The 24,183-nt window shown below is 68.6% G+C and carries 18 protein-coding genes and 1 pseudogene; 10 read left to right on the top strand and 9 right to left on the bottom strand.

Translation table 11 applies throughout. From position 1 onward, the window contains the following. Positions 1-37 precede the first annotated feature (37 nt). Positions 38-514, top strand: coding sequence for a TIGR02611 family protein (locus tag DEI86_RS14730; RefSeq protein WP_111050015.1), 477 nt, complete (start codon positions 38-40; stop codon positions 512-514). 122 nt (positions 515-636) lie between these two features. On the opposite strand, the gene DEI86_RS14725 is transcribed toward DEI86_RS14730, so the two are convergent. Continuing rightward, positions 637-1,926, bottom strand: a complete 1,290-nt coding sequence (locus DEI86_RS14725; protein WP_111050014.1) for an MFS transporter — start codon at positions 1,924-1,926, stop codon at positions 637-639. A gap of 117 nt (positions 1,927-2,043) precedes the next feature. Here DEI86_RS14725 and DEI86_RS14720 point away from each other — a divergent pair, with 117 nt between their 5' ends. Further along, the gene (locus tag DEI86_RS14720; RefSeq protein WP_111026248.1) at positions 2,044-2,466 is read left to right on the top strand and encodes a helix-turn-helix transcriptional regulator; all 423 of its coding nucleotides are present in this window, start codon (positions 2,044-2,046) and stop codon (positions 2,464-2,466) included. Continuing rightward, on the top strand, positions 2,463-4,202 hold the full coding sequence (locus DEI86_RS14715; protein WP_375342180.1) for a methyltransferase: 1,740 nt from the start codon (positions 2,463-2,465) through the stop codon (positions 4,200-4,202). Before DEI86_RS14720 ends, DEI86_RS14715 begins: the two co-directional genes overlap by 4 nt. A gap of 102 nt (positions 4,203-4,304) precedes the next feature. Here the strand turns inward: DEI86_RS14715 and DEI86_RS14710 are convergent, their stop codons facing one another. Next, positions 4,305-5,168 carry an NAD(P)-dependent oxidoreductase gene (locus DEI86_RS14710; protein ID WP_111013161.1) on the bottom strand — a complete coding sequence of 288 codons (864 nt, stop codon included), beginning with the start codon at positions 5,166-5,168 and terminating at the stop codon, positions 4,305-4,307. Positions 5,169-5,723: 555 nt separating this feature from the next. Further along, entirely contained in the window at positions 5,724-6,752 is a 1,029-nt protein-coding gene (locus DEI86_RS14705; protein ID WP_181439802.1) for an LLM class flavin-dependent oxidoreductase, read from the bottom strand. Between the two features lie 141 nt (positions 6,753-6,893). Between DEI86_RS14705 and DEI86_RS14700 the strand changes: the two genes are divergently transcribed. Continuing rightward, the gene (locus DEI86_RS14700; RefSeq protein ID WP_111050027.1) at positions 6,894-9,461 is read left to right on the top strand and encodes an RNA helicase; all 2,568 of its coding nucleotides are present in this window, start codon (positions 6,894-6,896) and stop codon (positions 9,459-9,461) included. A 14-nt stretch (positions 9,462-9,475) separates the two neighbouring features. Here DEI86_RS14700 and DEI86_RS14695 read toward each other — a convergent pair whose 3' ends face one another. From DEI86_RS14695 to DEI86_RS14675, 5 genes are all read right to left on the bottom strand, one after another. Then, positions 9,476-10,369, bottom strand: a complete 894-nt coding sequence (locus DEI86_RS14695) for a hypothetical protein (protein ID WP_111050013.1) — start codon at positions 10,367-10,369, stop codon at positions 9,476-9,478. A gap of 143 nt (positions 10,370-10,512) precedes the next feature. Then, positions 10,513-11,034 carry a ribonuclease H gene (locus DEI86_RS14690; RefSeq protein ID WP_111010424.1) on the bottom strand — a complete coding sequence of 174 codons (522 nt, stop codon included), beginning with the start codon at positions 11,032-11,034 and terminating at the stop codon, positions 10,513-10,515. 88 nt (positions 11,035-11,122) lie between these two features. Continuing rightward, positions 11,123-11,716: a hypothetical protein gene (locus DEI86_RS14685; protein WP_146242892.1), complete on the bottom strand. Its 594-nt coding sequence runs from the start codon at positions 11,714-11,716 to the stop codon at positions 11,123-11,125. A gap of 53 nt (positions 11,717-11,769) precedes the next feature. Beyond that, positions 11,770-12,603: an aldo/keto reductase gene (locus DEI86_RS14680; RefSeq protein WP_111050012.1), complete on the bottom strand. Its 834-nt coding sequence runs from the start codon at positions 12,601-12,603 to the stop codon at positions 11,770-11,772. A gap of 206 nt (positions 12,604-12,809) precedes the next feature. After that, positions 12,810-14,018, bottom strand: coding sequence for an MFS transporter (locus DEI86_RS14675; RefSeq protein ID WP_111013165.1), 1,209 nt, complete (start codon positions 14,016-14,018; stop codon positions 12,810-12,812). Between the two features lie 577 nt (positions 14,019-14,595). Here DEI86_RS14675 and nrdH point away from each other — a divergent pair. The 4 genes from nrdH to nrdF all read left to right on the top strand — a co-directional run bounded on the left by nrdH (position 14,596) and on the right by nrdF (position 18,561). Then, positions 14,596-14,829 (top strand): glutaredoxin-like protein NrdH, encoded by a 234-nt coding sequence (gene nrdH / locus DEI86_RS14670; protein WP_111010420.1) that lies wholly within the window; start codon positions 14,596-14,598, stop codon positions 14,827-14,829. A gap of 88 nt (positions 14,830-14,917) precedes the next feature. Then, complete coding sequence (gene nrdI, locus DEI86_RS14665) at positions 14,918-15,334, top strand: class Ib ribonucleoside-diphosphate reductase assembly flavoprotein NrdI (RefSeq protein ID WP_111010419.1); 417 nt, start codon at positions 14,918-14,920, stop codon at positions 15,332-15,334. Between the two features lie 17 nt (positions 15,335-15,351). Continuing rightward, the gene (nrdE, locus tag DEI86_RS14660) at positions 15,352-17,457 is read left to right on the top strand and encodes a class 1b ribonucleoside-diphosphate reductase subunit alpha (RefSeq protein WP_111050011.1); all 2,106 of its coding nucleotides are present in this window, start codon (positions 15,352-15,354) and stop codon (positions 17,455-17,457) included. A gap of 129 nt (positions 17,458-17,586) precedes the next feature. Beyond that, complete coding sequence (gene nrdF / locus DEI86_RS14655; protein ID WP_111010416.1) at positions 17,587-18,561, top strand: class 1b ribonucleoside-diphosphate reductase subunit beta; 975 nt, start codon at positions 17,587-17,589, stop codon at positions 18,559-18,561. A 595-nt stretch (positions 18,562-19,156) separates the two neighbouring features. Here the strand turns inward: nrdF and DEI86_RS14650 are convergent. Next, positions 19,157-20,148 (bottom strand): annotated as a pseudogene (locus DEI86_RS14650) (IS481 family transposase). 346 nt (positions 20,149-20,494) lie between these two features. Here DEI86_RS14650 and DEI86_RS16355 point away from each other — a divergent pair. Then, entirely contained in the window at positions 20,495-22,903 is a 2,409-nt protein-coding gene (locus tag DEI86_RS16355) for a hypothetical protein (RefSeq protein ID WP_146242955.1), read from the top strand. Positions 22,904-23,172: 269 nt separating this feature from the next. Continuing rightward, the gene (locus tag DEI86_RS14640; protein ID WP_146244958.1) at positions 23,173-23,751 is read left to right on the top strand and encodes a hypothetical protein; all 579 of its coding nucleotides are present in this window, start codon (positions 23,173-23,175) and stop codon (positions 23,749-23,751) included. Positions 23,752-24,183 lie beyond the last annotated feature (432 nt).

Below are 24,183 nucleotides of genomic sequence, written 5' to 3'. Positions count from 1 at the left end.
CCCGGGGTTTCCCAGCCGGGGTTCCTAGCCTCGAGCCATGGACGGCGACCGCGTGCACACCGACGGGGCCGACCCCCGTGCCGCGGACGACGATGGAGCAGCGCGAGCCCCCGGACAGGCGCTCGTCGCGGCGCCGGTACCGCCGAAGCGACACCGGTTCCACTGGTTCCGCGACGTGCGAGCGTGGATCCACGCGCGGCCCCACCTGCACTTCGTCTACCGCGTCCTCGTCGGGATCGTCGGCGGCCTCGTCATCATCATCGGGCTGGCGCTCGTGCCCCTGCCCGGGCCGGGCTGGCTCGTCGTGTTCATCGGTCTGACGATCCTGTCGAGCGAGTTCGCGTTCTTCCACCGCATTTCGACCTGGCTGCGCCGGAAGCTGCACGACTTCTGGGATCGGGTGCGTCGGCACGCGCCGTCCTCGCGGGTGCGGGCTGCAGCCGACCGGGGCAAGGCGTCCGTGGACGCGGCGCACGACGACGCCCATCGGTCGATGGGGGCCTCGTCGCGCTGATCGCGCTGCCGCTGCGGCTCCTCCCGCGTTGAACCGCGCTTCGCCCTGTTGAACCGGGTTGTTCCGCGGTTCAACACGACGGAAGGCGGTTCAACCGGGCGGGATCCAGGTCGGGGGTGGCGTCAGACGGTGCGGATCGTCCCCGTCGCGATGCGCTCGACCTCGTCGGCGGCGGCCTGCTCGAGCGCAGCGGTCCGGGGCGACCGGAGCTGGGCCACGAGGGCGACGACCGCCGCGAGCACGACGAACCCGCCGTAGGCGACGCTCACGGGCACGATCCCGACGCTCGGCTCGAACACCCCCGCGACGACGCTCGGTGCACCGAACGCCAGGTAGCTCGCGACGTAGATCGCCGACAGGAGTCCGGCCCGGTGTGCGGGGGACGCCGTGGCGAGCAGCATCCGCAGCCCTGCCTGGAACCCCGCCCCGAAGCCGACGCCCGCGATCACCGCGCCGACGACGACGCCCACGAGCAGGTGCGCGACGACGAACCCGAGCGTGACGACCGGCCCGACGACGAGCGCCACGAGGCCGAGCACGACCGCGTGACGGGCGTCCATGCGCTGGATGACGACCCCCGTCAGCGCACCGGTACCCGCGAACGCCGCGATGAACCCGCCCGCGGCCACGTGGTCCGTCACGCCGAACACCGCCGGCAGGAGGGACGGCACGATGGACAGGAACATCCCGCCGAGCGCCCAGCTCGACACGAGGGCGCCGACGACGCTGCGGAACAGGCGCTTCGACGACGCCGGGATCCCGAGGGTGGGGCGCAGGGACCGCAGCGCTCCCGGCTGCTTGCGGACGCGTTCCGGCACGACGACGAGGGTGGCCGCCGCGAGCACGAGCAGTGCGCCGAAGACGATGTAGACGAGTTGCTCGGGCAGCGGTGCCCACTCGACGAGCATGCCGCTCGAGAGCGCCCCGACCGCGAGGGCGATGGGCGGGACCGCGCCGTTGAGGACGCCGGCGAGGGCGGGATGCCGTTCGAGTGAGTGATCGAGGAGCGCCGCACCGAGGGCCCCGATGAGCACGCCCACGAAGACGCCCTGCACGATGCGGGCGACGATGAGCATCGCGACCCCGTTCGCGAGCACGAACAGCACCATCGCGGCGACGACACCGAGCGCACCGACCGCGAGCACGGGCTTCCGGCCGACGTGGTCCGACAGCGCGCCGGCGGTCAACAGGCTGACGAGGAGCCCGGCCACGTAGATCGCGAACACCCCGGTGAGCATGATCGGGCTCAGGTGCCACTCGGCCGCGTACACGGGGTAGATCGGCGAGGGGATGGCCGACGACGCGACTGAGATGAACATCATCGCCGCGACGATCCAGAAGGCGACGACCGAGCGTCGCGGCTGGGTGGACACGGCCTGTCCGTGGTCGCTCGTGCGCTCCGTCGGTGCCATGCCGTTCCTCCTGGTCCTCGGGCTCGCGCCGCGCGGTCGCAGTACGAGCAGACTCGTACTGTACTCCCAGTACGACCCGAGTCGTACTGCTCAGTACTGGGTGGTAACCTTCCGCGCATGTCAGCAGCCGTCGCCGTCGCCCCCACCCCGGCACCGCTCCTGCCGCAGCCGGACCCGGACGCGATCGCGCTGCCGAGCGTGATGGCGGCGCTCTCGGACCCCATCCGCCTCACCATCCTGCACCGGTACCTCGTCGACGGCGACGGATCCGAGCAGGCCTGTGGATGGGTGGGGATCGACCGGCCGAAGTCGACGCTGACGCACCACTTCCGGGTCCTGCGCGAGGCCGGCCTGCTCGAGCAGCGTCAGGACGGCCTCGAGCGACGCAGCCGCGTCCGGACCGAGGTCATCGCCGCGCGGTTCCCCGGCGTGCTCGACCTCGTCCGCACGTGGCAGGTCCCGCCCGCCGTGCTCCTCGAGGACCTGCCGCCGCTGCCCGCACCGCGCACCGCCGGCGCGCACACCCCGGCTCGCGCGTGACGACGCAGCACGCCCCCGAACTCGCCCCGGCGCCCGCCCGCCGGATCGTCCCCGACGGCGCACTCGCCCGTGCGCTCGCCGAGGACCTGCGCGACGCGGGGTACACCGTCGACGCCGTGGACGCGCTCTGGGGCACGGACGCCGCGGCCGCCCTGCACCGTGGCGACCGCGTCCCCGCGCTCCGGGCCCTGGACGCACGGCGACGCGCCGGCATGACGACCGGTGCCACGAACGACAGCGCGGACGACCGAGCACCGACCGCCACCGCGCCCGCCGCCACAGCACCGACCGCCACTGCGCCGACTCCCTCAGCACTGACCGCCACAGCGCCGACCGCCACCGCCACGCTCGCCACGTGCTTCGTGCTCGGCGTCGCCGTGCCCCGGACCGACGCGGACGCGGCCCTGCCCACCGCCGGCGTCGAGGCGCTCGCCGCCGCGGGCCTCCTGCGCCTCGTGGGCGACCACGTCGTCCCGGCGGTCGACCTCCGGCCCTACGCCTTCGTCGACGACGCCGGCGCGGGCAGCTGGTGGATCCTGTCCGACCTCGGCGAGGCCGTCCTCGGCGGGCCGCTCGGCGAGGACCACGTGCTCGGCGTCGGCGGTGCCACGATGACCCTGAGCGGCCTCATGGTGCCCGTCCCCGTCCGTCGCGTGCTCGACCTCGGCACGGGCTGCGGGATCCAGGCGATGCACGCGCGTCGCCACGCGGACCAGGTCGTGGCGACCGACATCTCGGAGCGGGCCCTCGCGATCGCGCGGTTCAACGCCGACCTCAACGGGCTCGACGGCATCGAGTTCCGCCTCGGGTCCCTGTTCGAGCCCGTCGCGGGAGAGCGGTTCGACCGCATCGTGTCGAATCCGCCGTTCGTCATCACACCCCGGCGCGACGACGTCCCCTCGTACGAGTACCGCGACGGCGGCATGGTCGGCGACGGCCTCGTCGAGACCGTCCTGCGCGGACTCGCCGAGCACCTCGAGCCGGGAGGCACGGCGCAGCTCCTCGGGAACTGGGAGTACCGATGGGGCCAGGACGGGCTCGACCGTGTCCGCGGCTGGTTCGACGACACCGCGTCGGCGCGCGACGTCGACGTCTGGGTCGTCGAGCGCGAGCAGCAGGACCCCGCCCGCTACGCCGAGACCTGGATCCGCGACGGCGGCACGCGCCCCGGCACCCCCGCCCACGACCGACTCGTCGACGCCTGGCTCGACGACTTCGCCGCCCGACACGTCACCGCCGTCGGGTTCGGCTACGTCGTCGTCCGCCGACCGGACCCCGTGGCGGAGGCGAGCGGCGCGCCGAGCGGCGGTCGGGCCTCCCGGCTGCGGCGCTTCGAACGGATCGCGGACGCGCTCGGCAGCAACCCGACCGGCCTCGGCGCCGCCGTCGCACGGACGCTCGACGCCGTCGCGTGGTCGCGCGGGCACGACGACGAGGCCCTCGGGCGCGCGCACCTCGTGGTCGCCGGCGACGTGACGGAGGAGCGCCACTACTGGCCGGGCAACGACGACCCGACCGTGATCACCCTCGTGCAGGGCGGCGGATTCGCGCGGCGCGTGGACGCCGACACCGCGCTCGCCGCGTTCGTCGGTGCCTGCGACGGGGACCTGTCGGTGCGGGCTATCATCGAGGCGATCGCGGACCTCACCGGCGTCGGGGCCGAGGACCTCGCCGCCGATCTGCTGCCGCGCGTCCGTGCCCTGCTGCAGGACGGCCTCCTGCGCCCGCCCGCCTGACCTGCTCGGTCCCGTTCGTCCCGCCCCCCACCGCCGAGATCGCAGTCGTCGCCGTTCCGACGGTGGTCAGAACGGCGACGAGTGCGATCTCGCGGAACCGGCTCAGCGGCCGTCGCGCCAGCTGTACTGCGGGTCGTAGCCGATGAGCTCGCGGGCCTTGTCCGACGACAGGAGCGAGCTGACGCCGTCGATCGCGCTCTTCCGGGGGATGTCGGGGACGAACCGCTCGACGAGTTCGATCGTCGGCGTCGTCATGACGGTGTCCGGCGAGGCGATGATGAACGCCTCGAACCCGGTGAGGTCGCTCTCGACGGCCTTGCGAACGGCCTGGGCGCCGTCACGCGAGTCGATGTAGGACCACAGGTTGAAGATCTTCGCCTCGGGCTGCTCGTCCCACGGGTACGCGGGGTAGTCGGTCTCGTCCATGACGTTCGAGAACCGCAGGCCGATCATCTTGAGGGTCGGGTCCCAGCGGGTGAAGTGCCGCGCCATCTCCTCCTCCACGGCCTTGCCGAGCGAGTACGAGGACTGCGGGCGGACGGCGAACTCCTCGTCGACCGGCAGGTACGGCGGCTGGTGCTCGCCCATGGGGATCCCGAGCAGCGTCTCGCTCGACGCCCACACGACGTTCTTGATCCCCGCTGCCTTGGCCGCGTGGAACACGTTGATCGACGCCGTCACGTTGTTCGTGATGAGGGCGACGTCGGGCACGAGGCCCGGCGCCGGGATCGCCGCGAGGTGGACGACGGCGTCGACGGGAGTGTCGTACCGGTCGTCGAGCCCGATGAACGCGCCGAGCACCTGCCCGTAGTCGGTCAGGTCGGTGCGGACGAACGCGACGCCCTCGGGCTTGTCCGGGGACGGCACCCGGTCGAGCAGGACCACGTCGTAGCCGTGCGCGTCGAACTCGCGCACCACGGCCCTCCCGAGCTTGCCGCTGCCACCGGTCACCACTACGCGCGTCATCGCGCCTCCTCGTCGTCGAGTCCCACCGGGCATGGAGCCCGGTCGCGGCCCCAGGCCGCCCGTCCAATCATGCCCGGTCCTGCGCATTCCGGCTCCACCCGGAGAATCGGCCGCGTGATCTGGCTTTCGATGCGGTCGTATCAGTAACATGCACTTCGGTGGACACGGCTGGTTACCGTGACGCCCGCACCGTACGTGGTCGTTCGGAGCGCGCCGCAGCCTCCTGATCCGGCTGTCGGTGCCCCATCGACTTCGGTGTGTCGATGCGCCCTCGTGGTCTCCACGAGGGCGCATCGTCGTGTTCGGGCCGCGGAGCGACGGAGAACAGCCAGGATGCGTACTGTTCCGCGATCGGACTGTTGACGGGTGACAAACGCACAGCGCGATGCGATCATGGACGCACCATCCCGTTCGGATCAGGGCCGGGATGGGCGCCTCGGCGGGGGAGGGGTCCTCACCACGCCGCCTCTCCCGCCGAGGTCAACCCCGGCGAGTGGCATTCCCTGATCGCCGGACGGTCCTGGTCCCCGTCGCCGGGTCGGGCGTCCGCGTCGCTCAGTCGGCGGGCGTCCAGCCCAGGTGCGGCGCGATCCGGTCGGCGACGAGCGACAGGATCCGACGATGGGACGCGGCGTCGCCGTTGGCGGGCAGCGTGATCACGAGCTGGTCGGTCGCGGCGACCGCGGGGTCCCCGAGCAGCGCCTCCACGATCCGCTCCGGTTCGCCGGCCAGCACCTTGCTGAACCGGAACGGCGGGGTGCCGGAGCGCGGTCGACCCTCGTCGTCCATGCCCGCTGCGTAGCTCTCGATGAACTCGCGGTGCGTGGCGGCGTCGGCGTCGGTCTCGAACGGCACGACGATCCGACCGATCGCGACCCGGCCGGTCCGACCCGGGTGCGCCTCCGCCAGGCGTTCGCGGTACGCGACGATCTGCGCGGCCTGGGCGTCCGCGAACGGCGCCCCGGTGTCCTCGGTGTTGAGCGTCGACAGATGGAGGTCGAGCCCCCGCTCCGCGGTGCGCACCGCCGTGCCCGTGCTGCCGCCGCCCCACCACACGCGATCGAGCACACCGGCGCTGCGCGGCTCGACGACCAGGTCCTTGCCCGCCGGGATGCTCTCGTACCCGCCGCCGCTCGTGCCGAGGGCGTCGCCGCGGAGGGCCTCGAGGAGCCGCGCCGCGCGGGCCTCCGCTTCCTCGCGGAACGGACGGTCGACCGCGCCGAACAGCGGATCGAGCACCGGCCCGGACTGCGGGATCCCCGTGCTGATGCCGAGCTCGACGCGGCCACCGCTCAGGAGGTCCACGGTGGCGACGTCCTCGGCGAGCCGGATGGGGTCCTCGTACCGCATGCCGAGCACGGCGGTGCCGAAGCCGATGCGACGGGTGCGTTGTGCCGCCGCCGCGAAGAACGTCATCGGGCTCGTCAGGAACGGCTCGAAGTGCCGGCCGCGGACCCAGCCCGTGGCGTATCCGAGTCCCTCGGCGTGCTCGAAGAGCTGCAGGCCGTCCTCGAGCGCGGCGGCCGCCCCTGCGGGCCCGCCGTGGTTCGGGACGAAGGACAGGAACCCGAGTTCGCGCAGCACGGACCCGAGCCTAACCCGTCCGGTCGTTGCGTTCGCATGGACATACGCGCGATCGGTTCGGCCGGACCACACCCCGGTCGACGACGCTCGCGACGCTGGTGGCCGCCCGCCCCAGGCGGGATGCGGGAGGATCGACCCACCATGACCGACGTCACCGCCCCGGCACCCCTGCTCACCGCGCTCCCGCCGGCCGGTGACCCCGACGCCGTCTACGCCGCCTTCGCCGAGTGGGCCGAGTCCACCGGCCGTCCGCTCTACCCCGCGCAGGACGAAGCGCTCATCGAACTCGTCTCCGGCGCGAACGTCGTGCTGAGCACCCCCACCGGGACCGGCAAGTCGCTCGTCGCCGCCGGCGCGCACTTCGCCGCGCTCGCCGAGTGCAAGCGGTCGTACTACACCGCCCCGATCAAGGCGCTCGTGTCCGAGAAGTTCTTCCAGCTCGTCGACCTGTTCGGCCCCGAGAACGTCGGCATGGTCACGGGCGACTCCTCGGTGAACGCCGACGCCCCGATCATCTGCTGCACCGCCGAGATCCTCGCGAACACCGCGCTCCGGCAGGGCCCCGACGCCGACGTCGACGTCGTCGTGATGGACGAGTTCCACTTCTACGGCGAACCCGACCGCGGTTGGGCGTGGCAGGTCCCACTGCTCGTCCTGCATCGTGCGCAGTTCCTGCTCATGTCCGCCACGCTCGGCGACATCGAGGTGATCGCCGAGGACCTGTCCCGGAGGACCGGCCGCGTCACCGCGCGCGTCACCGGGGTGTCCCGCCCGGTCCCGCTCGACTACGAGTACGTCATGACGCCCGTGCAGGAGACCGTCGAGGCGCTCCTGTCGGACGGCAAGGCGCCCGTCTACATCGTGCACTTCGCCCAGGCCGCGGCGCTCGAACGCGCCCAGTCCCTGACGAGCATCACGGTCGCCTCGCGCGAACGCCGTGACGAGATCGCCGCCGCCATCGGCGGCTTCCGGTTCAGCGCCGGGTTCGGCCAGACCCTGTCCCGCCTCATCCGCGCGGGCATCGGGGTGCACCACGCGGGGATGCTCCCGAAGTACCGGCGACTCGTCGAACAGCTCGCGCAGCGGGGCCTCCTGCCCGTCATCTGCGGCACCGACACCCTGGGCGTCGGCATCAACGTGCCCATCCGGTCCGTGCTGTTCACCGGCCTGACGAAGTTCGACGGCACGAAGATGCGACAACTCAGCGCGCGGGAGTTCCACCAGATCGCCGGTCGCGCGGGACGAGCCGGGTACGACACCGAGGGCACGGTCGTCGCCGAGGCGCCCGAGCACGACATCGAGAACGCACGTGCCCTCGCCAAGGCCGGTGACGACCCGAAGAAGAAGAACAAGGTCAAGCGCAAGAAGGCCCCCGACGGGTTCGTCTCCTGGGGCGAGGCGTCGTTCCAGCGGCTCATCGCCGCCGAGCCCGAACCGCTCGCGTCACGGATGCGCATCACCCACGCGATGGTGCTCGCGGTGGTCGGTCGCGGTGGCGACGTCTTCGGCGCCGTGCGCGACCTCGTGTTCGCGAACCACGAGCCTCCCGCCCGTCAGTTCGCGCTCGCGCGCCGCGCGCTCACGATCGCGCGGACGCTGCTCACCGCCGGCGTCATCGAGCGGGTCCCGGCCGGGAGGCCCGGGGAGCTTCCGACGGTCCGGCTCACCGTCGACCTGCAGCCGAACTTCGCCCTGAACCAGCCCCTGTCGCCGTTCGCGCTCGCCGCGTTCGAGCTGCTCGACCCCGAGTCGCCGACGTACGCCCTCGACATGGTGTCCATCGTCGAGTCCACGCTCGACGACCCACGTGCGATCCTCGGCGCCCAGCAGTTCAAGGAACGCGGCGAGGCCGTCGCCGCCATGAAGCGTGAGGGCATCGAGTACGAGGAGCGCATGGAACTCCTCGAGGACGTCACCCACCCGCGGCCGCTCGCGGAGCTCCTCGAAGCCGCGTACGAGGCGTACGGCCGGGAACAGCCGTGGGTGCTCGACTTCGCCCTGTCCCCGAAGTCCGTCGTCCGCGACATGTTCGAACGCGCCATGACCTTCGGCGACTACGTCCGCTTCTACGGCCTCTCGCGCTCCGAGGGGCTCGTCCTCCGCTACCTCTCCGACGCCTACCGCGCGCTGCGGCAGACGATCCCGACCGAGATGCGGACGGACGAGCTCACCGACATCGTGGAGTGGCTCGGCGAACTCGTGCGGCAGGTGGACTCCTCGCTCGTCGACGAATGGGAGGCCATGGTCGCCCCGCACCTCGTCGGGGACGCGCCCGAAGCGGAGATCGCCCCGCCCGCGCCGAACCGCTTGACGACGAACACCCGGGCATTCCGGGTGCTCGTGCGGAACGAACTGTTCCGGCGCGTGCAGCTCGCCGCGCTCGACGACGCCGAGGCCCTGGGGGAGCTCGACGCCGCCGCCGGCCACGACTGGCGTGCCTGGGACGCCGTGCTCGAGGAGTACTACGCGGAGCACGACAGCATCGGCACCGACGCCGACGCACGCTCCATGCGGTACCTCGTGCTCGACGAAGCGGGGCCCGGGCGGACCTGGCGGGCGCGGCAGATCTTCGCCGACCCCGAGGGTGACAACGACTTCGGGATCGTCGCGACCGTCGACCTCGACGCGTCGGACGAGGCCGGGGAGGCCGTGGTCCGCGTCACCGAGATCGGCCGGTTCGACGGCTGGACCGAGGTCGACGTCGACTGAGGTCCGTCCGGCGGTCAGCCCTGCGAGGGGGAGACCGCGTCCGACCGGCCGTTCGGGTCGAGGTTCAGCAGGTCGCCTTCGTCGAGCCAGTCCCGCTCGTGGAACCCGCTCTGCGGATTGAGCCACCGCAGTTGCGCGAGCGTGATCCCGAGGCGCTTCGCCACGGTCACCGCGCGGTCCCCGTGCGCGACGAAGTACTGCACGGGCTTGCCCGTGGCGTCCCGGACGATCGTGCCGTAGGCGTACGGGACCGCCGCTGCGATCGTGCCGATGTGGAACCCGGGGTACGGGGACGGCACGTGCCAGGTCAGGGGCGCGGCGGCGAGGACGTGGTTCGCCCACGACGGGATCGTGTTCGCGGCCGCCTCGGCGTCGGTGTTCAGGGGGACGAGCACCACGCTCCGGAGGAAGCTCGGGTCGTTCCCGGCCTCGGACAGGTCGTCCACGGTCGGCGGTTGTCCACCGGCGCCCCACTGGACCAGACCGATCGACGCGAGGTCGTAGCCGTCCCCCTGGTGCGCCACGCTCGGGCGGAACTCGAGCGACATCGGCTGGGACACCGTCGTCCGGAACCCCGACAGCTCGGCGGTGAACGTGCCGTCACCGTCCGAGACCACGCGCACGTGTGCGGATGTGTCGCCGCTGGGCGACGTGACGTCCGTCTCGGCGACCACCGTGCCGCGCGGGAGGGACGCGGGCTCGTGCTCGTCCACCGTGGTGTCGGGAGCCGTCGTCGTGCCTGCCGCTGGCTGTGACGGGTTCGCCGACGCGTGCGGACCGTGCGCATGTGGATCGTGCGGGTGCGGTCCTGGCGCTGCCCCGTGACCGGCACCGAACACACTGCAGCCGGCGAGCGCGAACGCCGCCAGCGCCGTGACGGCAACGCCGCCGATCGCACGAGTCCCCATGGCTCCCCCCCCCCCCGTCAGCCGGAGCCTAACGGCTCGCGCGCGACCGGGACAACCGGCGAACGGAGGACGCATCGCGGTCCTGACGCGGAGGGGCGGATCGCGGTCCGTCGTCCCGGTGCGAGGCCGCCCCCGATCGCCCCTCAGAAGAGCGTCGCGGGCGGCGTGGCCTCGGGTAACGGGGCGGGGTCGGTGACCTCGACCCCGGGCCACCCCGGCCCGTGCGGGACCTCGGACCGACGCTGGTAGGCGGTCGCCGCGGCTCGGGCGCGAGTGTCGGCGGCCTCGTTCATCTCGTGGCCCACGTGCCCCCGGACCCACTCGAACGTGACCTTGCGGCCCTGCAGTTCGGCGTCGAGCTCCTTGATGATCTCGACGTTGAGCACCGGCTTGCCGTCGGCCTTGCGCCAGCCCTTGCGCTTCCAGCCGGCGAGCCACTCGGTGCAGGCCTTGATGGCGTACTGGCTGTCGCACAGGATGTGCAGGGGCTCGCCCGTGGCCTTGGTGGCACGCAGCAGCTGGAGCACGGCGGTCAGTTCGCCCTGGTTGTTCGTGGCGCTCGGCCATCCGCCCGCGGCCCACCGGTCGTCGTCCACGTACCAGGCCCAGCCGGCGGGGCCGGGGTTGCCGAGGGCGGAGCCGTCAGCGGCGGCGACGATCGTCACGGGACCTCCAGGTGCTAGCGAGTGCCGGACCACGGTACCCGACCTCGGCGGCGTGCCCCGGGCCTCCCGGCCGGCCTGTGGATGACGATCAGGCGGGGCCGCGCTCGGCGGTGCGCAGCGCGGCAACGAGCGCGTCGCCGTCCGCGACGTCCCAGAACGCGAGCTCCTGCGGGCCGAACAGGCCGTCGAGCCCGGTGTTCCGGTAGACCTGTGCGTTCACCGCTCGGTTGCCGAACGTGCCTCCGGCGACGACGCTCGTCCACTCGACGCTGCAGTGCCTCCGGTCGCGGGACCACGACGTGGTGTGGTCCGTGCGACGGACGGGGGTCTCACGCGTCCGGCCCGCAGCCGTGACCAGCACTCGACGGTCCGTGATCGCGTATGCCGTGACCCGCTTGCGGTGCCGCTTGACGACGAACCGTCCGAGCAGCATGTGCAGTCCCACCAGGGCGAAGACCCCGCCGAAGAGGACGAAGAACCACGGGGCGCCGGACGACACCGCCGTTGCGAGCCAGAACGCGACGAACGCACACCAGATGATGCTGAAGGGCACGAGGAACGCATCGCGCCCGGTGAACAGGACCGACGGGTCCCCGCGACCGCTCCAGAGCAGGTGCTCGCCGGGTTCGAGCTCGCGCGTCACCTGGTCGCGGGCACTCGGATCATCGCGAGGATCGGTCACGACGACGACGCTACGGGTCCGGGGGACGGCCTGCCCGCGGGATGAGTGAGCGCTCAGGCGACGCGGTCCGGGTGCGACCCGATGCGCTCCCCGTTCTCGAGCGCCGCGATCGCCGCCATCTCCTCGTCGTCGAGTCCGAACCGGCCGACGTCGATGTTCGACGCGATGCGCGCCGGCGTGACGGACTTCGGCAGGACCACGACCTCCTGCTGCAGGTTCCAGCGCACGAGCACCTGCGCGACGGACACGTCGTGCTCGGCCGCGATGCGCGCCAAGGTCGGTTCGTCCACCAGGCGTCCGCGGCCGAGCGGCGACCAGGCCTCCGTCACGATCCCGTGCCGCGCGTGGAAGGTCATGAGCTCCGTCTGCGGCAGCCACGGGTGCCGCTCGACCTGGTTCACCGCCGGGAGCACGTCCGTCTCGTCGAGGAGCCGCTGCAGGTGCTCGACCTGGAAGTTCGAGACGCCGATCGAGGTCGCGCGCCCCTCGGCCCGGATCCGCTCGAGCGCCCGCCAGGTGTCGACGTAGCGGTCGTTCGCCGCCGCCGGCCAGTGGATGAGGTACAGGTCCACCCGATCGAGCTCCAACCGGTCGAGCGATGCGTCGAACGCCCGCATCGTCGCGTCGAACCCCTGGTTCGTGTTCCACACCTTCGTCGTGACGAACACCTCGTCGCGGTCGACCTCGGCGGTCCGGAGAGCCCGGCCGACCCCGGCTTCGTTGCCGTACATCTCGGCCGTGTCGACGTGCCGGTAGCCGACGTGCAGGGCCTCGCGCACGGCACGCTCGGCCTCGTCGTCGGAGACCTTGTACACGCCGAGACCGACGGCGGGGATGGTGTTGCCGTCGAGCAGGGCGACGGTGGGGACGGTTGCGGGATCGACCATGGTGTCCATGCTGCCCCGCGGCGGCTTGCGCTGGTTCCCCTGGTGCCCCTGGCCTCCCGCTGGTGCCGCTGGTGCCGCTGGTGTCCTTGGCCTCCCGTTGGTCTTCGGCATCCCCCCTGTCCGACGACGCCCGCGGTGTCGAGGACAGGCGGACCAGCGGGGAGTGGGGCCAGCGGGTGGCCCGGGCAGGCCGCGTGCGGGCGGGCTCAGGTCGTGGGCAGGTCGACCGGCTCGGTGTCCGGGATCGGCGACGCGTCCCGCCCACGGAGGTCGGGCAACCACCGCCGGGCGAACAGCGGCACGAGCACCCCGACGAAGGCCGTGACCGCGCCGACCGCCAAGCCGCCGACGGCACCGTGCGCGTCGATGAGGAAGCCGGCCACCGCGGACCCGAGCGCGGCGCCGATGAGCTGCCCGGTCCCCATCCAGCCGTAGGCCTCGGCCGTGTCGCTGAACTTGACGGTCGACGACACCGAGCCGAACATGACCGCGAGTGCGGGGGCGATGCCGCCGCCGGCGATGAGCAGGGTCAGGCACAGCCACCAGAAACTCGGGTGGACCGTCGTGAGGACGAGCCCCACGAAGACGATGACCATCCGGATCCACAGTCCGTTCGGCGCGATCGGACGGTGCCCGAACGCCAGCCCACCGCCGAGCGACCCGATCGCGAACAGGGCCAGCACGATGCCCGCGTTCGGGCTGCCGTCACCGAACGCGCTCGTCACGCCGGCCTCCACCGCCGCGCACGCGCCGATGAGCAGGAACCCGGTGAACGTGGCGACGAGCACCGACGGGCGACGGAGCACCGTGCCGAACGCGCGCTTCGAGCGGGGGATGCGCACGCGGCCGACCTCGGGGGACGCGATGAACCAGATGCCGCCGACGACGAGGAACGCGATGGCGATCACGATCGCGAGCACGGTGCTGATCTGCGTCGCGACGAACGTCGTGATGACGGGGCCGGCCACCCAGATGAGCTCCTGCGCCGACGCGTCGAGCGAGAACAGCGGGGTCAGCTGCGCCGACGTCACCATCTTCGGGTAGATCGTCCGCACCGCCGGTTGCACGGGCGGAACGGCGAGACCGCCGACGAACCCGACGAGCATGTACAGCGGAACGGGCATGATGACGAACGCGACGGCGGCCATGCTCACCGCGCAGACCGAGGTCGTGAGGATGAGCACCGGCCGCATGCCCCACTGGCCCATCCACCGGCTGGTGAGCGGACCGGCGATCGCCTGTCCGATGCTCGAGGCCGCCAGGACGAGCCCAGCGGCGCCGTAGGAGTGCGCCACGCGCTCGACGTGGAGCAGGTACGCGAGCGACAGCATCCCGAAGGGGAACCGGGCGGTCAGCTGTGCCGCGATGACGCGGCCGACCCCCGGAGTCCGCAGCAGGTTCCCGTACGCGCTCACCGTCCTCAGTGTACGGACGCGACGGTGCCGGCCGGGAGGGTCGACACGCGCCGTGGAGAGCGGCCCGCCGTCCACAGATGGCCGGTCGCGCACCTCCCGGGGGCGACGACCGGCGGGGCCTCGGACGGTCGTCGGTTGCCACGTCGGAGGCTCCGTCCGCCACCTCCACAACGGGGGAGGGGTACTGCTCAGGACCCGACGCGCGACACGCCGAACCGCGAATCCCACACCCTGTGGAACACGCCCTCCACCGCTGTGCACAGATGTCGGTGGCCGGGCGGAGACTGGCGGAAATCCGGGCCTCCGATGGGCTCCACCGGAATGCCCCACCTGTGGGGACTGTTGTGGAGAACTACACGGGTGTAACACTTCCTCTTGTGGTCGACTCCGGTGTCGGACACAAGATGTAGTATCGACCAGCCGGGACAGACCGGCCCCTCACGGGGCCGGAACGCCCCTCACCGGGGCCATCACGGACCGGCCGTCCGGACCAGGAACCGGGCCCACACGCACCAGTAGCAGCACACCGAGAACCACCGCCGGACAGCCCGTCCGGGACACCACCTCTGGGGAGATCATGGCCGTCACCGTCTACACCAAGCCGTCCTGCGTCCAGTGCACGGCGACGTACCGCGCGCTCGACAACAAGGGCATCGAGTACGAGGTCCACGACGTCTCCTCCGACCCCGCCGCGCTCGAGCACGTCAAGAGCCTCGGTTACCTCCAGGCGCCGGTCGTCGTGACCGACGACGACCACTGGTCCGGCTTCCGTCCCGACAAGATCGCCGGCCTCGTCGCCGAGATCGGCTGACTGCAGTACCCGCTTCACCCGTAGTGCTGTCGGGCCCCGAAGGGGCCCGACAGCACTACGGCCCAGACCTGCAGCAGGAGGTCACACGATGAGCCAGCTCGTGTACTTCTCGAGCGTCTCGGGCAACACGGCACGGTTCGTCGACAAGCTCGGACGCCCGGCCGTCCGCATCCCGTTGTTCGCCAAGGAGCCCCCGCTCCGCGTCGACGAGCCGTACGTGCTCGTCCTGCCGACGTACGGCGGTGGCAACGGGCGCGGCGCGGTGCCCAAGCAGGTCATCTCCTTCCTCAACGACGAACACAACCGGTCGTTGATCCGCGGCGTCATCGTCGGCGGGAACACCAACTTCGGCGACGCCTACGGACTCGCCGGCGACATCGTGGCCGCCAAGTGCCACGTGCCCGTGCTCTATCGATTCGAACTCTTCGGGACCCCTGACGACGTGCAGGCGGTCAACTCAGGATTGGATGCATTTTGGACGCAGCAGTTGCAGACGTCGATCTGACGTCGCCCGCGACGGGGATGGACTACCACGCCCTGAACGCCATGCTCAACCTCTACGGTCCGAGCGGCGAGATCCAGTTCGACAAGGACCGCGAGGCCGCCAAGCAGTACTTCCTGCAGCACGTCAACCAGAACACGGTCTTCTTCCACAACCTCAAGGAGCGTCTCGACTACCTGGTCGAGAACGACTACTACGAGCAGGCCGTGATCGACCAGTACTCGCTCGAGTTCATCCAGCGGCTCAACGACCTCGCCTACTCCAAGAAGTTCCGGTTCCAGACCTTCCTCGGGGCGTTCAAGTACTACACGAGCTACACGCTCAAGACGTTCGACGGCAAGCGGTACCTCGAGCGCTTCGAGGACCGCGTCGTCATGACCGCGCTCGGGCTCGCCCACGGTGACGAGGACCTCGCGGTGAACCTCGTCGAGGAGATCATCGGCGGCCGGTTCCAGCCGGCGACCCCGACGTTCCTCAACACCGGCAAGGCCCAGCGCGGCGAGCTCGTCTCCTGCTTCCTCCTCCGCATCGAGGACAACATGGAGTCGATCTCGCGCGGCATCAACTCCGCCCTCCAGCTGTCCAAGCGCGGCGGCGGTGTCGCCCTGCTGCTCTCGAACATCCGCGAGGCCGGGGCCCCGATCAAGCAGATCGAGAACCAGTCGTCCGGGATCATCCCCGTGATGAAGCTCCTCGAGGACTCGTTCTCGTACGCGAACCAGCTCGGTGCCCGTCAGGGTGCGGGCGCGGTGTACCTGTCGGCGCACCACCCCGACATCATGCGGTTCCTCGACACCAAGCGCGAGAACGCCGACGAGAAGATCCGCATCAAGACGCTGTCGCTCGGTGTCGTCGTGCCGGACATCACCTTCGAGCTCGCCAAGAACAACGAGGACATGTACCTGTTCTCGCCCTACGACGTCGAGCGCGTCTACGGCATCCCGTTCGGCGACGTCCCGATGACCGAGAAGTACCGCGAGATGGTCGACGACCCGCGGATCAAGAAGACCAAGATCAAGGCGCGCGACTTCTTCCAGACGATCGCCGAGATCCAGTTCGAGTCGGGCTACCCGTACATCGTGTTCGAGGACACGGTGAACAAGGCCAACCCGATCAAGGGCCGGATCAACATGTCGAACCTGTGCTCGGAGATCCTCCAGGTCAACACCCCGACGACCTACAACGAGGACCTGTCGTACAACACGATCGGTAAGGACATCTCCTGCAACCTCGGGTCGCTCAACATCGCGCTGACGATGGACTCGCCCGACTTCGGCAAGACCATCGAGACCGCGATCCGTGGCCTCACCGCCGTGTCGCAGCAGTCGCACATCCGCTCGGTCCGCTCGATCGAGGACGGCAACGACAAGTCGCACGCGATCGGCCTCGGGCAGATGAACCTGCACGGCTACCTCGCCCGTGAGCGCGTCCACTACGGCAGCGAGGAGGGCATCGACTTCACGAACATCTACTTCTACACGGTGCTGTACCACGCACTGCGGGCGTCGAACACGATCGCGATCGAGCAGGGCACCGCGTTCGAGGGCTTCGCCGACTCGAAGTACGCGTCGGGCGAGTTCTTCGACAAGTACACCGAGCAGGCGTGGGTCCCCGCGACCGCTCGGGTGCAGGCGCTGTTCGACGACGCCGGCATCCACATCCCGACCCAGGCCGACTGGGCCGCGCTCAAGGCCTCGGTCCAGGAGCACGGCATCTACAACCAGAACCTGCAGGCCGTGCCGCCGACGGGATCGATCTCGTACATCAACCACTCGACGTCGTCGATCCACCCGATCGCGTCGAAGATCGAGATCCGCAAGGAAGGCAAGCTCGGTCGCGTCTACTACCCGGCGCCGTTCATGACGAACGACAACCTGGAGTACTACACGGACGCGTACGAGATCGGCCCCGAGAAGATCATCGACACGTACGCGGCGGCGACGCAGCACGTGGACCAGGGCCTGTCGCTCACGCTGTTCTTCAAGGACACCGCGACCACGCGCGACATCAACAAGGCGCAGATCTACGCGTGGCGCAAGGGGATCAAGACGATCTACTACATTCGCCTCCGTCAGCTCGCGCTCGAGGGCACCGAGGTCGAGGGCTGCGTCAGCTGCATGCTGTAGCCGCCGGTCGCTGATCGCGACCACCTCCGGTCTGGAGGGACGGTGCCAGCCCGCACCGTCCCTCCAGACCGGCTCCCACCACCACATCCCATCCGCGCATCCCCACAACCCCCGAACGAGGAACCCACGTTGGTCGAGAAGCTGAAGCTCATCGATTCGGTCCAGGCCATCAACTGGAACCGCATCCAGGACGACAAGGACGTCGAGGTCTGGAACCGCCTCGTCAACAACTTCTGGCTGCCCGAGAAGGTGCCGCTGTCGAACGACGTGCAGTCGTGGAACACGCTCACGCCCGAGGAGCAGACGCTGACCATGCGCGTGTTCACCGGCCTGACGCTGCTCGACACCATCCAGGGCACGGTCGGCGCGGTCTCGCTGATCCCCGATGCGCTCACCCCGCACGAGGAAGCCGTCTACACGAACATCGCGTTCATGGAGTCGGTGCACGCCAAGAGCTACTCGTCGATCTTCTCGACCCTCGCGTCGACGCCCGAGATCGACGAGGCCTTCCGCTGGTCGGTGGAGAACCCGAACCTGCAGAAGAAGGCGTCCATCGTGATGGACTACTACAAGGGCGACGAGCCGCTCAAGCGCAAGGTCGCGTCGACCCTGCTCGAGTCGTTCCTGTTCTACTCGGGCTTCTACCTGCCGATGCACTGGTCGTCGCGCGCGAAGCTGACGAACACGGCCGACCTGGTCCGCCTGATCATCCGCGACGAGGCCGTGCACGGGTACTACATCGGCTACAAGTTCCAGAAGGGGCTCGAGCTCGTCACCGAGGCCGAGCGGCAGGACCTGAAGGACTACACGTTCTCGTTGCTCTACGAGCTCTACGACAACGAGGCGCAGTACACGCAGGACCTCTACGACGGCGTCGGCCTGACCGAGGACGTCAAGAAGTTCCTGCACTACAACGCCAACAAGGCGCTCATGAACCTGGGCTACGAGCCGATGTTCCCGAAGAACATCACCGACGTGAACCCGGCCATCCTCTCGGCCCTGTCGCCGAACGCCGACGAGAACCACGACTTCTTCTCGGGGTCGGGTTCGTCGTACGTCATCGGCAAGGCCGTGAACACTGAGGACGAGGACTGGGACTTCTGATCCCGAGCGCTCGCTGATCCGGCGGCGTCAGCGCCCCGCCGCTCCGAGCCCGAGTGTTGGATGGCACCCATCATCGGGTATTTGCACCAAACGTTGTAAATCGCCGCTCGTGGCACAACCGACTCTGGGTGACGTCATCCGAGATCGGGCGTAGGCAGCCGGCGAGCTCGAGCCAGGAGCACAGCGTCCTGCGGGCTGAGGGGAGAACGCACGTGGTGGTCGCGACGGTACAGCGCTGCGCGGCTCCTTGGTACTCGGACGCTCTCGAGGGGTCGGCACACGATCACGGTGGCACCCCACGGAATGTTCTCGCGGTTCGTCGATAAGCCTTGGGCCGCCCTTGTCGTCCGCCAGCTAACTTGTCCGACTGCCACTCAACGTGTCTGAAATACAAAGACGGACACGTTGTTTGGCAGCGCGGGCGGCGCACGTCCATAACGGGTCGGCCAAGCCTTCATTCGTCGCGAGGCGTCCGAATGGCGTGCGCCAACTGCAAAAGGTCGCGGACCACCTATGTGAGACGGGGCACGCCTTGGACTAGGGCGGCAGGAGTCGGGGCCACCTGTAAACATCAGGACGGCCACTGGAGGACCGGCTAGTTGTACTGCCCAGGGAGGTTGGTCAACCGAGTGATCGGTGACCGGTTCCCGATGGCGGTGTGGGGCCGGTGGTGATTGTAGTGATGCAGCCATGCCGGGAGGGCGTTCCGGCGGGCGTGCTCGGTCGGGTAGTGCCGTGAGAACGCCCACCCGTCGGCGAGGGTGCGGTGGAAGCGTTCGATCTTCCCGTTGGTCTGCGGCCGATAGGGGCGGGTCTTCTTCGGCGTGATCTCCAGCTCAGTGCAGGCCTCGCGCCAGGCGTGGGACTTGTAGGCAGAGCCGTTGTCGGAGAGGACCCGCTCCACCCGGACACCGCGTGCGGCGAACCACGACACGGCCCGCCGTAGCACCCCGATCGCGGTCGCTGCTTTCTCGTCGTCGTGGATCTCGGCGTAAGCGACGCGGGAGTGGTCATCGATCACGGTGTGCACGAACGCGGTCCCGATCAGCGGGCCGCGATGCTTGCTGCGGCCCTTACCGGGCGTTGCTGACCGGTTCCGCCCACCTTGCTGTCGGCCGACGTAGCGCCAACCGCCGCCATCGGGGATGTTGCCGAGTTTCTTCACGTCGACGTGGATCATCGCGCCCGGACGTTCGTGCTCGTAACGGCGCACGAGTTCGCCGGTGCGGATGTCGATGTGGTGCAGCCGGTTCACCCGACAGCGGGTCAGCACGGCGTGCACTGTCGAGGCCTGCATGCCGAGTTGCCCGCCGATCCCAACGGGACCGAGGCGCTTTCGCCAGCGAACTGCGACGACCTTCTTCACCAGCTCAGGGCGGGTGCGGTTCGGGGACCGGTGCGGACGGGACGAGCGGTCATGCATGCCCTCGGCGCCCATGGCCGCATACCGGTCGGCCCAGCGCTTCGCGGTCGGCCAGGACACGTGGAAGAACAGGCTGCGTGCCGGACTGGCCAGCCGTCATCGACGATCAGACGACCTATCCGGAGGCGTTGGCGTGGAGTCAGGGCAGCGTTAGCGTGGGACACGAGGACCTCCTGCGGAGAGTGTGTGAACTAGACAGCTCCACTCCACTGCAGGAGGTCCTTCTCACATCCCAACGACTACAGCGAGTCGTCGCAACACAACCAACGTCCCTGGGCAGTACAGCTAGTGAGTCAGTCACTGAGTAGCTGGCGGCGGTTGCCACCGTCCTCTCCGACGCCCGCTGGGCACCCTGCGCAGTCGAAGGATTCGGTTTTGGTCTCCTCTGCTCACCGCCCCCGCCTCTGGGACAGCACAGACCTCAACGCCCCGATCCAAGTCCCTCGAACGAGCGGTAGGACCGCGACGCAAACGACATTAAGCTTTACTCAGTGTTCGAAGGAGGAACCGATGTCGCACGAACCCCGCGATCGCGCCGCTCTTGCTCGAGACTATCCGGACCCCGTGTGGCGGCAGCGTTTCCTCGAGTTGCTCGCGATCGTAGACCTCCTGAGCCATTGCGTGATCGAAGGAAATTTCAAGGTATCAGATGAACTGAACCGGGCAATTGTGCTGAGTGATGCCGGCAGGAAGGTCCGTGATCAGCTGATCACCAAGGAATCTGTCGATGCGAAGGACGCTAACCTTCTGTGCCTGCTGGGCCTCGTGCACCTCGAGCCACTTATCGACGTCGATAAAATTGATGTCGATCGTCTCATTGAAGCGATATCAAACTATGTCCTGGATGGGCGGATCAGATTCCCTCTAATCTTCGGGCGGGCGTTGTACGATGGTGCATCAAGTCTTATCCCGGAAGAGCGCGCGGTTCTGAAGCACGAGGACACCCTGCGCCTCCTGGATAGCAAACCACGGGGCGTATTTCACTCTGGCCCGTTCCTGATCGGTCCCTTCGGCGTGCGCAGAGTGACACATCGACGTGCACTAGCGCCGCGCTTGTCCGTGCCAATCCAACACTGCGCGGATCTCTCGTGTGCGGCCGTTCACTCCGTACGACTTACCACAAGCTATGATGCCAGCATCAACAAAACGCGATCGGCCTTGTATAAGGTCCTAGATCAAGTTTCAAAAGATCCTGCAGACTGGAACGGCTTCGTCCTCGACTTCACCGAGGGTGATTACAACCCATATGCGATTGATGACGGATCGACACTGCCTTTCCTGCTCGGGGACGGATTCTCCGACCGTGAGTTGCGTGTCTTTGTCAACTATGTGAATGAGCGAACGGAGGGGCGCCTCACGGGTGAGGCACGTCGTTTTGGCCTCAAAGGCCCCATGGAGAAGTGGCTTCCGGACCTCGACCGCGCACAGTTGCTCCACATACTGCTGACTGAAACCGACGACAACCTCGCCCGCCTTCTTGACCTAGCGATTCGCGACGAGGAGATTCAGATCCCTGTAGGCGAAGTCCGCCGGCCGGTCGTCAATCATCGGACAAGGTCCGGCGCGTGGCGCCTCCGGCCCGAAGCGAGTTCGCTTGGATACCGTGTTCGCCCCCGCGACGAAACCACGACGCTGCTCCGACTGGCGTCGACCGTCCGCGCAATGTTCGATAGAGACTCACCGGAGGATATGGACGAGCTCGCCTGGATGCTCCGTGACGTCCAGGGCAAGACGACCGGTGCTCGACTGGAGGAGTTCCTCCGCCAGGAGAGCCCGCGCGGCATAGTCTCGACGTTGATCCTCGGCCGGAGGCGGAACGCTCAGCGGGCCGCTGACGCCTTGAAGATCACACTCAGCACGGACGACGACTTCGTAGACCGCATCCTGTGGAAGTTGGGCTTCCCATTGGAACGTCGCACAGACGTTCGAGATGAATACTGGGACCGCCACCAGGCACTCGAGACTTTTGTCACAACAGCATCGGCAAGCGCTGAATCGACCGAGCCGCGTTTGAGGGAGATTGCGTCAAACTACTTTGTTGAGCTCGAGCGATTCCTGTTCGACTCGCTCACATTCACGACCTGGGCGCTGCTCACAGACCACGTTACGTCGAAGAGCCCGTTCCGGCATCATCACACCGCAGCCAGGGCTTTCACAATCGAGAAGTTGAACGCGTCAGTGGAGCGAAAGCCCGGGGTAGCTCAGAATGATCTGCGAGAGGATCCAGATCTCAGCAGCATTGTGCAGGGTTTCATTCGACTTGCAGATCACCTAACCAGCCTCCTTTCACACAGTGCAGATTTCCTGCGCGACGAGCAGGAGCTCCCGAAGTTCGTTCGGCGCACAGATCTGCAGCGATTCCCCTTCCGCCACACCATCCCGTTCCTTGATTTGACCGACTCGTCGCAGCACACGCTCCCCCAGACTCTCCACGCAGTTGGTCAGCAACTGAGCAATTCGGGAATCATGACCGCGCGCAATGGACTTTCGCATGCTAAGTCTCAAAGAACCCCAAGTGTCCTAGAGGTCAACGATGCCCTCTCGAAAGCCCGTTCAGCATTGCGGCTCCTTGAGGAGATCGGGTGCGTGAGGAACACCTACCAAGCAGTATCGACAAGCATCGATGCATGGGGCCGAGCATCCACCCTAATGCGATCCCACGGGGCGGACATCTCGTTCTCCGGCCCGAGCGGTTTCGGCATGCTGGGCTTGCCCTCGCTGACGCTGCCTGTGTACCTCATGCAGGGCGCTGTGTTCGCAGAGCCGAACGAGATGATGCGCTTCAGTGAGGGTTTCGACTCCGAGTATTCCGAGTACTGGGAGGGGATCCCGCACCGACCTGAACCGGGTAGCCCCGACAGCCCGAGTCAGCCCAACCAGACGGTCGAGGAACTCGCGTCTCCTGCTCCGATCGCCTGAGGCCGCGGGCGGCCTTTGGGCTGCTCGAGGCGAAGTCTTCAGTCCGATCACGTAGCGCTGGTGCGTCGCGGATCCGTGTCGATCGTGCAGCGTGCTTACGAGCGCGTCGCATCGCCGTGCGTTTACTTCGCACTGCACGCCGCGCATTGCTCTGGTCTAAGACGGCCGGGGCACGGGCGCGTCCGGAGGCTTTCCTGTCTCGGTCAGCGATTGTCTATCGAGATGCTGTTCTTGCTCGCGTGGCTAGCCGTGCGAGCAAGATTGTGAGCGTGGGTTTCGACACCGTCTTGGCTGCAGCTGATGTCCCGACCATTCAGGCGGAGGTCGCCGCGCTCCGGCGCCCTGCCCGACGACTCGCTCGCGGCGTGACCGCGCCCCGGGCCGGCTTGGCGCAGCCTCTGCAGTTCCAGGTCGTCATCGACGAGCGCGACCACAGCTGGACGTTCGACCGGCAGGGTGACCGTCACCGCGACCAATACAGGGACGGCGTTCTTTTCTCAGTTGATGGGTCGGTGGAGGTCAGCTTCGCGCGAAGCGGCGCGGTGGCTCCTCCCGTTCGGCTGCTCACCCCGGAGCTTCTCCTCTTGTGGGGCCCGCCCGCGAGCTTCGCGCCGATCCTGGTCCAACGGATACACGGGCACTGGCTGCTCGTGACGTTCGAGCATGAGCGCGACCCAGCGGACCGCATGACGGTGGTCATCGACGAGCGAGACGGCGTCGCGCACCGCTCCTACGGAACGAGCGAGATCACAATGCTCACGGAAATCCGGGTCATGGACGACGACGAGCCGGCACCGCCGCGCCCCCGGTTTTCCCGGCTGCAAGAGTGGCCAGTGCTCGAGTACTGACGGCTGCGCAGTTGTCTCGCTCGCCGATCCGCAATCGGAATTCGGTAGTCGAGTTGGCGCCTTGACGACAGCAGAATTCGGCAACGTCTTTGCGCTGGGCACGACGGCTACCGTGCACGCCTACCGGGAGCTCGCTGTCTCCACTGCCGGGCGAACTCGGAGTGGTCCGATCATCCGCCGTTGGGATGACGAGGCAGCGACAACCACCGCGAGGCGGCTCGACCTGGCCCGGCGCGGACCAGGCCGCTTGGGACTGGGCGAGCGCCGGATGGTCGTGGAGCGGGGACCATTTTGACTGTCAGATCCACGCGATCGGCACCGTGTTCCGCCCCGGATTTAGTGGAGGCTCGGTAGTGCCGCCTCGACGGTAATCGGAGCGGGGTTGTGCCGGTAGTGGTCGTGCTCAAACTCGACCGGCGGGACCATGCCGAG

The sequence above is a fragment of the Curtobacterium sp. MCBD17_028 genome (assembly GCF_003234875.1).
In the GTDB taxonomy this organism is placed as follows: Bacteria; Actinomycetota; Actinomycetes; order Actinomycetales; family Microbacteriaceae; genus Curtobacterium.
This window is presented reverse-complemented; position numbering and strand designations above follow the sequence as displayed.